This window comes from Moorena sp. SIO2C4 (assembly GCF_010672485.1).
Taxonomy (GTDB): domain Bacteria; phylum Cyanobacteriota; class Cyanobacteriia; order Cyanobacteriales; family Coleofasciculaceae; genus Moorena; species Moorena producens.
The window spans coordinates 19,612-31,538 of record NZ_JAAHGN010000001.1 but is presented as its reverse complement, the minus strand read 5'-3'; the positions used below and the strand labels follow the sequence as shown (position 1 = coordinate 31,538).

General features: G+C 42.9%; 9 protein-coding genes and 1 pseudogene. 9 read left to right on the top strand and 1 reads right to left on the bottom strand.

Annotated elements, in window-relative coordinates; translation table 11 throughout:
• From F6K20_RS00110 to F6K20_RS00085, 6 genes and pseudogenes are all read left to right on the top strand, one after another.
• A pseudogene (locus F6K20_RS00110) lies at positions 1–205 on the top strand (hypothetical protein); the annotation flags it as partial.
• A gap of 74 nt (positions 206–279) precedes the next feature.
• Entirely contained in the window at positions 280–1,119 is an 840-nt protein-coding gene (locus F6K20_RS00105; protein ID WP_008184148.1) for a phage baseplate assembly protein V, read from the top strand.
• Positions 1,120–1,507: 388 nt separating this feature from the next.
• Positions 1,508–1,933, top strand: a complete 426-nt coding sequence (locus tag F6K20_RS00100; RefSeq protein ID WP_008184150.1) for a PAAR domain-containing protein — start codon at positions 1,508–1,510, stop codon at positions 1,931–1,933.
• Between the two features lie 15 nt (positions 1,934–1,948).
• Entirely contained in the window at positions 1,949–2,341 is a 393-nt protein-coding gene (locus F6K20_RS00095; RefSeq protein ID WP_008184152.1) for a GPW/gp25 family protein, read from the top strand.
• Positions 2,342–2,405: 64 nt separating this feature from the next.
• On the top strand, positions 2,406–2,864 hold the full coding sequence (locus tag F6K20_RS00090; protein WP_287293298.1) for a hypothetical protein: 459 nt from the start codon (positions 2,406–2,408) through the stop codon (positions 2,862–2,864).
• A 96-nt stretch (positions 2,865–2,960) separates the two neighbouring features.
• Positions 2,961–6,911, top strand: coding sequence for a putative baseplate assembly protein (locus tag F6K20_RS00085; protein WP_008184156.1), 3,951 nt, complete (start codon positions 2,961–2,963; stop codon positions 6,909–6,911).
• Positions 6,912–7,165: 254 nt separating this feature from the next.
• Here F6K20_RS00085 and F6K20_RS00080 read toward each other — a convergent pair whose 3' ends face one another.
• On the bottom strand, positions 7,166–7,312 hold the full coding sequence (locus tag F6K20_RS00080) for a hypothetical protein (RefSeq protein WP_008184157.1): 147 nt from the start codon (positions 7,310–7,312) through the stop codon (positions 7,166–7,168).
• A 162-nt stretch (positions 7,313–7,474) separates the two neighbouring features.
• Here F6K20_RS00080 and F6K20_RS00075 point away from each other — a divergent pair, with 162 nt between their 5' ends.
• From F6K20_RS00075 to mnmH, 3 genes are all read left to right on the top strand, one after another.
• A complete protein-coding gene (locus tag F6K20_RS00075) occupies positions 7,475–8,716 on the top strand; it encodes a LamG domain-containing protein (protein ID WP_287293297.1) in 1,242 nt (413 codons plus the stop codon).
• Positions 8,717–9,094: 378 nt separating this feature from the next.
• Positions 9,095–10,105 carry a DUF6208 family protein gene (locus F6K20_RS00070; protein ID WP_008191782.1) on the top strand — a complete coding sequence of 337 codons (1,011 nt, stop codon included), beginning with the start codon at positions 9,095–9,097 and terminating at the stop codon, positions 10,103–10,105.
• A 448-nt stretch (positions 10,106–10,553) separates the two neighbouring features.
• A complete protein-coding gene (mnmH, locus tag F6K20_RS00065) occupies positions 10,554–11,618 on the top strand; it encodes a tRNA 2-selenouridine(34) synthase MnmH (RefSeq protein ID WP_287293295.1) in 1,065 nt (354 codons plus the stop codon).
• Positions 11,619–11,927 lie beyond the last annotated feature (309 nt).

The following is an 11,927-nucleotide window of genomic DNA, read 5'->3' as shown; positions in this document are numbered from 1 at the left end:
TATGGGGAGTGTGGGAGATCACGAAAGTATAGCGGTTTCTAGTCTAATTAGGTACACAGGATTTTTTCCCTATTCCCTGTTCCCGATTCCCGATTCCCGATTCCCTACTACCGATTCCCGATTCCCGATTCTAAATTCTAAATTCGCGCATTCTAAATTCCCGATTCCCGACTCCCGATTCCCGATTCCCGATTCCCGATTCTAAATTCGCGCATTCTAAATTCTAAATTTCCGATTCCCTATAAAACCCATAACTATCTACTTAACAAACTATCAATTATGACAAGCATCGATTTACTAACTAATTTGCTAGGTCCCCCTGAAATACGAGGTCGTTTCTATGGGGTGACTATGGGAATAGTGACTAACAATGGCGATGAGGAAAACTTAGGCCGAGTCAAGGTCAAGTTTCCTTGGCTCTCAGATGATGATGAAAGCTATTGGGCTAGGGTGTTAACTCCCATGGCTGGTAATGACCGTGGTATTTACTTTTTGCCGGAAGTTAACGATGAGGTGCTGGTAGCTTTTGAACAAGGTGATATCAATTTTCCCTATATCCTAGGGGGGTTATGGAATGGCAAAGATCAACCCCCTGAGTCTCCTGAAAAAGACAAAGAAGATAGTAAAAAAAAGACTATTAATAAGCGTACAATAAAATCCCGTAGTGGTCATATTATTCGCTTAGATGATACTAAGGATGAAGAAAAAGTTGAGGTTATTTCCCATAATAAACATACTATCCGTTTAGATGATACTAAGGAAAAAGGTAAAATTGAAGTAATTGCTCAAAGTGGTCATGCTATTCGCTTAGATGATACTAAAGGTAAAGAAAAAATTGAGGTGATTGATAAAACTGGCAAGAATAGTATCATTATTAATACCAAAGACAATTCAATTACCATTGAGTCTAAGGAAGGTAAACTTAAACTTGGTGGTAAGGGGATCGAAATTATTTCCGAGGAAGATATCAAAATTACTGCCAAGAATAACCTGGATATGAAGACAGATAAGTCATTTAAAGTTGATGCTAATGGTAGCAAAATTGAAACTAAGAAGGGGATGCATTTTAAAGCTAGTAAAGACGTGAAGATTACCGGTAATACGGTATCAATTAATTAAGCAATCAGCTTTCAGGAATCAGCTTTCAGCAATCAGCTTTCAGGAATCAGCTTTCAGGAATCAGCTTTCAGCAATCAGCTTTCAGCAATCAGCTATTAGCTTATACCTTAACTTCACAGCGTCGAAGCTTGTGCCACTCTACTTGAGGTGCTTTTGAATAAAATATAGCGCAAGGCAATAGGCAATAGCTGAATATAATAGCTTTTGCTGCTTTTATAAATGTCAAGTGCTATAACCTAACAGCTGACCGCTGACTGCTGACCGCTGACCACTGACCACTGACCACTGACCGCTGACCACTGACCACTGACCACTGACCACTGACCACTGACCGCTGAAAGCTGAAAGCTGACCGCTGTTATTTAAGTTTTATGGAGTATGAAAAATCATGGGTAAACCGGCAGCCAGAAAAGGCGATTTAGTGGTGACATCTTGTACGCACCAAGTCCAGGGTCAACCACCTGCTCCTGCGCCGCCTATTGTAGCGCCAATGCCAATTCCTTTCCAAGGAAAATTCGAGCAAAAGTTGAGTAAAAAGGTCAAGATTGGTGGTAAATTGGTGGCCTTAAAGGGCAGCCAGGGAAAAACCCAGGTACACCCACCGATACCGCCACCGGGAACGTCACCAATCAAGTTTGTCAAGGAACCTAACAAAACAGCTGAAATTACTAAGGGTAGTTCTTCTGTGAAAATTGAGGGTAAACCAGTGGCGCGCATTGGTGACCCAGTTAAGACCTGTAGTGAATTACCCCCTCCCCACGGCACAGTATCCCCTGGGCCTGGTAAGCCGACGAAGGTATTTATTGGCGGTTGATAAGGAGATGTAACCATGACGACTACTGATTTTCTCGGAGTGGGATGGAATTTCCCCGTAGTACTCGACGAAAATAAACAAATCGAAATGGCCCAATATGAGGATAGTGTCCGCCAGTCGATTTGGATGATTCTGAGTACTTCTCCAGGAGAACGACTGATGCGCCCGGATTTTGGCTGCGGTATTCATGATTTAGTATTTGCCAGCAACAGCGCTGGGACAGCTGGACAATTAACAGTGGAGGTACGCCGAGCCTTGACCCAGTGGGAACCGCGCATTGAAGTTCTAGATGTAGGTGTCTACCCGGATGAGACCCAATTTAATCGTCTCCTGATAGAAATTAACTACCAAGTGCGCCGTACTAATAATCGCTTTAATTTAGTTTATCCATTCTATTTAGATTATTAATTTGGAGTGTGGGGTGTGGGGTGTAGGGTGTGGGGTGTGGGGTGTGGGGTGTGGGGTGTGGGGTGTGGGGTGTGCCACAGAATGCGATCGCATTCAAATTAATCACTCGGTTAATCTTCGGGTGGGCAGTGCCACAAAACGCGATCGCATTCAAATTAATCAGTCTCAAGCACTGCCCACCCTACATCTAGATCAACTTGTGATTAATCAAATGGTGGGGTGTGCCACAGAATGCGATCGCAACCAAATTAATCACTCGGTTAATTTTCGGGTGGGCAGTGCCACAAAACGCGATCGCATTCAAATTAATCAGTCTCAAGCACTGCCCACCCTACATCTAGATCAACTTGTGATTAATCAAATGGTGGGGTGTGCCACAGAATGCGATCGCAACCAAATTAATCTTCGGGTGGGCAGTGCCACAAAACGCGATCGCATTCAAATTAATGCCATGATGCACTGCCCACCCTACATCTGTTCCCTAGGTGGGCAGTGCCAACAAATGCGATCGCAATCAAATTAATGCCATGATGCACTGCCCACCCTACATCTACTGTTCCCTGTTCCCTGTTCCCTGTTCCCTACTCCCTACTCCCTACTCCCTACTCCCTAATTTCTTATGCAAGCTCCAAAGATTGATCAACGTAGCTATGAAGACATCGTTACCTATACGGAGGCGTGCGCTAAGGCGTTCACAGACTGGCGTCCTTTGGCAGATAACAAGCCGGATGGTGGTCGGTCACTAATTCGTATTTTTGGTCATCTGGCAACGATTGTCAGCGATCGCATCAATCAAGTCCCGGATAAAAACTTCCTCGCCTTTCTGGATTTGATTGGCACTAGCATTGGACCACCTAGACCAGCGCGAGTACCCTTGACCTTTTATTTGGCAACTGGTAGCACAGAAGCCTTGGTTCCTGCTCAGACGGAGGTGGCAGCACCGCCCACAGAAGGAGAGGAAGAAGAGGTCATTTTCGAGACCGAGCGTGATTTAGCCTTGACCAATGTGCAGCTGCAAGCAGTGTTTGTGCGGGAACCAGAACAAGACCGCTATAGCGATCGCACTCAGCAAGCAACGGGTCAAGAAGATGCTGCTTTTCTAACCTTTGCAGGGGATCAGCCCATCGAACATTCCCTCTATTTGGCTTGTGACGAGCTGCTCACCTTACCTGAATCGAAAACTCTCACCCTAACCATTGACTCTCCTAATGCAGTTGGGTTAGCAGCAGTACCAATCACTTGGTCTTACTGGAATGGTGAGGTTTGGAAACCAATACTAGGAATTATTGAGGGCTTAGAGGTTGAAATTGGCTATGGTGAAGTTATCGTCCAACCTGGAAAGGCGATAGATTACCAAGGTCGAGAGATTAATCTCCTTGAAAAATATGACCTTGACCTGAGCAGCAACACCAATCAAACTAGGCTAGTAGTAATTTCCTACAGTGACTCAGAACCAGTGGTGGAACTGATTGCTGAGACCGATACTAGCAAACCAGCGAATAGTCATATCCGTTTGGCCCGTCTAGACATTGACGACCAGAACCAAATTAGCAAGTCCTTCCCAAGCTTGACTAATTCAGGTGACAGTGAGTGGGAAGTGTCCATTGAGAATCTGCCAGTCCCCAGTCAGGAGAGTATTAATGGGATCAATGCTGCCTGGCTTAAAGCTCAGCTTACCAATACTCCTTTACCTCCACCTCAGTTATTGCCACAGATCAATCACATTAGTGCCAGTGTGCAGATTAATGGCAGTGATGTAGCACCAGAGTTGTGCTTTTTCGATACCGATGAACTGGATCTGAGCAAAGATTTCTATCCCTTTGGTGAGGAACCTGGTTTCAACGATACCTTTTATCTGGCTAGTCAGGAGGTTTTATCCAAACCTGGAGCTGAAGTTACCGTTGATTTGGTTTTAAGTAGTGATGCTCCACCGGTTAATACCACTGGGGGTGTGGAAGTCCGCTGGGAAGTCTGGAATGGTAGTACTTGGGAGATAGTTAAACATAATAGTTCTGGTCTGTCTGCTGCCAACTTCACGATTGGCGGTGCATTTACTTTCACCCTCCCTGACCAGATGGGACCCCAGCCAGTAAATGGGGAAAGTAATTATTGGCTTCGTGCTCGGATTATCACGGGTAATTATGGTACTGAGGAAGCTACCGCAGAAGAAACCAGTACCACACTCCAGCCATCTCGTGCCATTAGCACCACACTCACTCAAGCTGTCAGCAGTGGAGCCAATACCCTACAGGTCAGTAGCGCTAGTGGCTTTCAAGATAATGACTCTATTCTGATTGGGGCAGACACTAGTCAACCGGAATATGCGCAAATTAGTAGTATTAGCTCTAATACCCTAACTCTGACCAATACTATCTATTCCGACCATGCCAGTGGAGCAACGGTGGAACTTTTTGAACAAGAGGTCAGCAGTGGTATCAACACCATCAAGGTAGATAGTGTCAGAGGTTTTTTGCCTAGCGATCGCATTCGGATTGATCCAGGTACTGACAAGCAGGAAGACTTGGAGATTGCTAGTATCAATTTCAACGAGAATACCCTCACCCTGACGAGCAACCTCACTCAATCTCATCCAGTGGAAACGAGTGTGGTACTCCTACCAGCCTCAGCTTTAGCTCCACCAGTGCTAAAATCCCTCACCCTAAGCTATAGCTACAACTCAGGTGATTCCCCTCTCTCAGCTTGCTTGACCTACAATGATTTCACTTATGTAGATTGCACCACTCAAGCTAACCAAGATGGCTCCCCCTTTGAGGCTTTTACTCCCACTCAAGACCTGAGACCCACCCTTTACCTAGGCTTTGACGCCCCCTTCGCCAACCGCTCCACCACTATCTATGCCCAGGTAGAACCCCCAGCACCAGGGGAATTGGCCACAAGTCCTACCATAACTCAGCCAGCAGTGGTAGTAGGAGAATATTCCAGCCCTGAATATACCAGTCCTGACCGTTGGATGCGTTTAGGCGTGGAAGCTGATGAAACCGCTGCCATGAGTCAACCGGGTTTAGTCCAGTTTATTGGACCAACTGACTTGACAAAGCAATCAGAATTTGGTAAAGAATTATATTGGCTGCGAATTCGCTGGCAAGGGGGTGATTTTAGAGTGCCACCCCGACTACGGCGGTTGCTGCTGAATACAACTTGGGCAACCCAGGCAACCACCATTGAGAATGAAATCCTTGGTTCGAGTAATGGGAATCCCAATCAGACCTTCTCCACCCTCCAATTTCCTGTGTTAGACGGTCAACAACTAGAGGTCCAGGAAGAGGAAGAAACGGATCTACAAGAGGAGGTGTGGTTAGTTTGGCAAGAAGTATCAGATTTCTATGGTTCCGGACCGGAAGACCGTCACTATGTTCTCAATCACCTGACGGGAGAAGTAAGCTTTGGCAACAACCAACAGGGAAGGATACCACCCCTAGGTAGCAACAATATCCGTATGGTTTACTACCGCACTGGTGGTGGTAAACAGGGTAATAAAGCAGCTGAGACTATCACCGAACTCAAGACCACAGTGCCTTATGTAGATAGTGTCACTAACCTAGAAGCTGCTAGTGGTGGAGCCGATCAGGAGTCTCTAGAGTGGGTGAAGGAACAAGGGCCGAAGACATTGCGCCATCGGTACAAAGCTGTAACTGCCGAAGACATTGAGGATTTGGTCTACCAAGCATCTACCGATGTAGCTAGGGCATGGGCAATTACTCCTGAATTTAACCCAAAAGACTTACAGTGGTTGCCAAACTACTACCTGCCGTTGGAGCAATCAGGGACGATCACGGTCAGTTTATGGTCCCAGGGTAATAATCCCCCAACCAGCTATCAGCTACAGGTCAAGATTAATGGTCCAGGACAGACCATAGCCTATGAGGAAAAAATCTTTACCGAGGAAGCTAGCGGACGCGAACTGAGTTACCCAGTCACACCCAGCCAATTCAGTCTTGGAAGCGAATGGTACGTGACTATGGTCAACTTGGGCGATGTTAACGTTAGCGGTGATGTCACCATCGAGTACCCTGATGGTTCTCTGACAGGAAATTTCAACCTACCCCCCAAGACCACAAGTGACCATGCTGACAATAGCCCTTATCTAGACAGAGACGATGTCGGTCAAGTGGAACTGATTATTCTACCGGATTCTTCAGCACGGCAACCTACTCCCAGTCTTGGTTTGCTCGACTTAGTAGAAGAATACATCCTGGCTCGCTGTGCCCCCACCCTAGACCTGCGAGTGACGGGACCCTATTGGGTAGAAGTTACAGTCACAGCTGAGGTTGTACCCCTCTCCTTAGACCTTGCCGAAGAAGTTGTAATTGGGGTCAACGATGCCCTGAACCACTTTTTACATCCCCTGACTGGTGGCGTGGATGGTCAAGGCTGGCCTTTTGGTCGTCAACCCCATAAATCAGACCTGTATCGGTTAATCGAATCCGTCCCAGGTGTGAATTATGTTAACTATCTCTCCATTGACCTAGGCGAGATACCTGAGGAACAAAGCAACCGATTCCTAATCTATTCCGGTGAACATCAGATTAGTTTGGGTCAGTCTTATTGAATTAAGAATGTATAATTAAGAATTAATAATGTAGAATTAAGAATGTAGAATTAAGAATTAATAATGTATAATTAAGAATTAAGAATGTAGAATTAAGAATTAAGAATGTAGAATTAAGAATGTAGAATTAAGAATGGTGAAGTTAGAAGTTAAAATGGTGAAGTTAGAAGTTAAAATGGTGAAGTTAGAAGTTAAAATGGTGAAGTTAGAAGTTAAAATGGTGAAGTTAGAAGTTAGAATTCACCATTCACCATTCACCATTCACCATTCACCATTCTGCCTTGTGCCTTGTGCCTTGTGCCTTGTGCCTTGTGCCTTGTGCCTTGTGCCTTGTGCCTTCTGCCTTCTGCCTTCTGCCTTCTGCCTTCTGCCTTGTGCCTTGTGCCTTCTGCCTTCACCATTCTAACTTCTAAATTCTGCCTTCACCATTCACCATTCTGCCTTCACCATTCTGCCTTCACCATTCTGCCTTCACCATTATAAATTCTACATTCTAAATTCTAAATTATAAATTATAAATTCTACATTCTACATTCTAAATTCTCACAACCAACTAATGACAAATGCCACTACCACTACCTAACCTAGATGACCGTACTTATGCTGACCTTTTGGAAGAGGCTATTTCTCTAATACCGAAAGAGTATCCTGATTGGACTGACCACAATCCTACTGACCCTGGCATCATCTTGATCGAGATGTTGGCTTGGTTGACGGAGATGGTGATTTACCGGACTAATCAGATTCCAGATGAAAACCAAAAAATGTTTCTGAAGCTGCTTAATGGTTCCCAGTGGCAGCTGGAAGGGGATTTGGAGACAGCAGTGCAGCAAACCATTGTGGATTTGCGGCAACGCTACCGGGCAGTCAGTAGTGAGGACTTTGAACAACTGGTACTACAAGACTGGCAGGAAACACCAACCGCTAAGGCTCTTGGTCCTTTTGGGGTAGTCGCTAGGGCTAAATGCATTTCTCAGCAGAATCTGGCTTTGAGTGAACCAACTGCCAGAGAAGAACCAGCCCCAGGAAACATTAGCTTGCTGGTGGTTCCTCAAACGTTGGCTGATAACTACAGTTTGCTCTCCTTTGATGGCCAGGATGATTATCTGGAAATCCCTCACTCAGACCAACTCAATTTTGCTAACGATCACGATTTTGCTATTGAACTTTGGGTAAGACCTGAAAAAGTACAATCTAGAACCCAAGAAACCCATAATAGTATCCTAGAAAAAGGTAGTGGTTCTGGGGGTTTTCCTTATGGGATTAGATATGAAAACCAATCGGGTAAATTACAGGTAACTAGAAGTGATGGTACTAACTTTGCTACCATTAGTTCTACCAAAGCGATTAATGATGACAACTTTCATCACGTTGCTTTTGTAAAAGATAGTTCAACACTGTACTTATATCTTGATGGAGAATTAGAAGGCTTTACTGAAGATATCACTTCAGATAATACAATTAATAATTCATCCCTTTATCTTGGCTGTCGAGGTAACCAAAGCAATTATTTCCAAGGCATAATTACTCAATTGCGGATTTGGGAGGGAGTCCGCTTGCAGGCAGACATTAAACAGGAGATGAATGACTTTCTTAAAGGTACAGAAAAGGGATTAGTTGGTTGCTGGGATTTGGGTGAAGGCTCTGGTAGCATTGCTAAGGATAAGACTGCTAACCAAAATCATGGAACTATCCAAGGAGCCAGTTGGTATCAACCCAATATCACTGCTTCACTGTTGCAAGGCTTATGGTCTTTCTTGGATGAACGGCGGTTGCTGACTGTACGCCATCACGTAGTTACATAAGGTTTTGATGCCAATGGGCTCATGGAAGATACAGTCCCAAATTGACCCTACGAATGATTTTATGCCAAGCTCAAACCCTTATAAATACGTCCAAAGTCAGCCCAAAACAGAATGTATCTTTTGGAAAATTATGGGCTGAAATGATTACTCAGTAAGGATTTCAGCTTGCATGTCACCCCCCCAGCTTAACATCACAATAAGCAGGTGCACAAAATTAATTACCCATTTTCAAAAAATCAAAGCCTTACACTGTAAGGGTTACAGAGATTGGTAGTAGTAAATTAATTTTGTTTAGGTGCTTAAAACCTGTTACAGTAGGCTGGATGTGGATTTCGACAAGATTCAGGTACAATACTAAGGTATAGAGGTTATTTGATAATGGAAACTAAAGAAAAATTTTTATTCTTCCAACTCTGGTGGGAAATTCCACTAGCATTGTTATCTTTGATATTTTATAAAGCTGTTAAGGGACTTATACCCATTCTTTTTCAAAAGAAAACCAAAACCAAGAAAAAAATAGCAGACTTAACCAAAAAAGAAGTTTATAAATGGCGATTTGTTTCTGAAGAACTGCTAAAACAGCCTCTGGTACTATCCTATATTTTAACTACTGGTCCTCGATGGAATGTCCACGCCATTATTGCCACTACAGAACCGGTTCCAGTCAAAGAATCATTAAAAATTGATATCAGTTCTTGTGTGGCTTCAGCTCAGTCATGGAGTATAGGTATCTATAGTTTTCCTGAAGGCAAACCTGTCAAATACATAGCATCTCATGAGCCAAAATTTCATAAACAATGGCAAGAAATCAAACTGGAACCGGGAAAATATAATTTAGCTTTAAGATATTATAATTGGTACGATCAAGTCAGTTTACCTGCTGTTATTATGGATAATAATCAAATTATCAATACTGAATCAGTTAATAGTAGTCAGATTAACAATTACTTCAATTATTTGCCCAAATTAATAGGACAAGATAATATTTTTTATCGATTTCTTAATTACTATATATTCACTATTCTAGTATGCCAGAAATGGCTACCTAAAGAATGGGTTAGAAAAGAATTTTTACCTGTGGGAGACCCCAATAATGAGTTTGTCTATGGAGTTATTTATAAAGGTTACTATTTGGCTCTGACATTAAATCCATTATTACTCACTAATTATGATGTTTATTTAACCACATACAATCGTTCTAGTCTACCAATTAATTTTTGTCAAATTAATACTGACAAATACACAACTTCTGTGATAGAAACCGACGGTTTTTATTTAGTGCGATTGCGTCCTAAGTCAGATTTAGACAATAATTTATTTCAGCTAAATTGGATTAGTACAGAGCTTGTATCAGAAGTTTCCTGTAACCGTTCAGGGGGCGAAGTCTGATACTCTAGAAGGGGAGCAGGTCAAAGTTGTAGACCATATTAACTATAGCAATCCGATCTGATTCGTGAAATATAGTGGCCGAAGCGTTCCCGTAGCGTCGGCTACGCCGAATCGCGATAGCCTCGACTGCACCGAATCGCTATAACCCTTCCCCAGCAAAAAATTGATATTTTGCTGATGGAAAAAATGATTGAGGATTGCTATAGGTACTATCACAGCAAGCTAAAACCCATGAGGGGGCTTTAGTTTTAGTCCAAATTTTATGCATAAGTGACATGCTCCTAACCTGGGGTCTTTTAATAGGGGGAGATATCATGAAAATGCTCCTATAAAGAATTAGAAAAGAGTAGTAAATTTTAGCTATTCATGATACAACAAAATTGAATTATATAGCGTTTTTCGCAGTTATGATGTACAGTATGTCACGAAACACAAAATTGAACATCGAATGCAGCGATCGCATAACTATACCCAGCAGCCAAAGGAAGAAGACTACAGCGAAATTATTGATGTGCGCTCCCCGAGTGAGTTTGCTGAGGATCATATGCCAGGTGCGATTAATCTACCTGTGCTCGATGATCAGCAAAGGGCTAAGGTGGGGACTATCTATAAACAAGTGTCTTCCTTTGAAGCTCGCAAAATTGGTGCCTCTCTAGTTGCTGGGAATATCTCTCGACATCTGGAAAGTCACTTTGCTGCTAAGGATAAAAATTACCATCCCTTAGTCTATTGTTGGCGGGGTGGAAAGCGTTCCCAGAGTTTGGCAGCAGTGTTAGTTCAAATTGGCTGGCAAGTTACAGTTCTCGACGGGGGATACAAAACCTATCGAGCTTATGTAAGGGAACAATTAGAACAGTTGCCACAACAGTTTACTTACCGAGTATTGTGTGGACTAACCGGTAGTGGGAAAACCCTGATCTTGCGGCAACTTGCTAAGGAAGGTGTTCAGGTACTGGATTTGGAAGAGTTAGCCAATCATCGAGGTTCCCTGCTGGGTCAAGAGTGGGAAGGTGAACCATTATCTCAACCATCCCAAAAATGGTTTGAATCCCTGCTATTGGAAAAATTGCAACACTTTGATGTCGATAAGCCAGTATGGGTGGAAGCAGAAAGCAATAAGATTGGACAAATTTATTTGCCTCATGCAGTATGGCAAAATATGAAAGATGCTAGTTGTGTAGAAGTTGAGTTACCCCTGGCACGTCGAATTGAATGGTTGTTGCAAGAGTATCCTCACTTGGGTACTAACCCTGAGTTTTGCAAAGGTAAGCTAGAGTGTCTAAGGTCTCGCTATGGCTGCAAAAAAATTAATCAGTGGTATGAAATGATTGATGAGGATCAAGGTCATGCTTTGGTAGGAGATTTGCTTGAAACTCATTATGATCCAGCTTACCGCCGCTCGATTAGTAAGTGTTATGGAAATTTAGTATCGACGTTACCGATTGTGGATTTATCAGAGCATAGTGTTCATACTTTGGTCAATAGTTTGGTGTCTTTGACGGAATTATCCTAAGTTAAAACGCATTAAAAATGCGTTTTAGCAAGGCAAAAGGCAAAAGGCAAAAGGCAAAAGGCAAAAGGCAAAAGGCAAAAGGCAAAAGGCAAAATGGTACTGGGATATATCTTTTTTACTTGATTTAAATAATATACACTTTAAATGCCAAAAAAATTAAGGATAGTTAATCAGCAATTATAGATTTTATGTACGAGTAATTATAAAAATATAATGATAAATTACTGATAACAAATAATGAGATACTGTCCGGTTGTTTCGCTTAGGTTCATAGTTTATTTTTTTACCAATTACCGTAAATTATAGCAC

What these genes read in the sequence shown, in the direction of transcription:
- F6K20_RS00095 (WP_008184152.1), top strand. Translation starts at nt 1,949, where the DNA reads ATGACGACTACTGATTTTCTCGGAGTGGGATGGAATTTCCCCGTAGTA.
- F6K20_RS00085 (WP_008184156.1), top strand. Translation starts at nt 2,961, where the DNA reads ATGCAAGCTCCAAAGATTGATCAACGTAGCTATGAAGACATCGTTACC.
- F6K20_RS00100 (WP_008184150.1), top strand. Translation starts at nt 1,508, where the DNA reads ATGGGTAAACCGGCAGCCAGAAAAGGCGATTTAGTGGTGACATCTTGT.
- F6K20_RS00080 (WP_008184157.1), bottom strand. Translation starts at nt 7,312, where the DNA reads ATGGTGAAGGCAGAAGGCACAAGGCACAAGGCAGAAGGCAGAAGGCAG.
- F6K20_RS00075 (WP_287293297.1), top strand. Translation starts at nt 7,475, where the DNA reads ATGCCACTACCACTACCTAACCTAGATGACCGTACTTATGCTGACCTT.
- F6K20_RS00070 (WP_008191782.1), top strand. Translation starts at nt 9,095, where the DNA reads ATGGAAACTAAAGAAAAATTTTTATTCTTCCAACTCTGGTGGGAAATT.
- F6K20_RS00105 (WP_008184148.1), top strand. Translation starts at nt 280, where the DNA reads ATGACAAGCATCGATTTACTAACTAATTTGCTAGGTCCCCCTGAAATA.
- mnmH (WP_287293295.1), top strand. Translation starts at nt 10,554, where the DNA reads ATGCAGCGATCGCATAACTATACCCAGCAGCCAAAGGAAGAAGACTAC.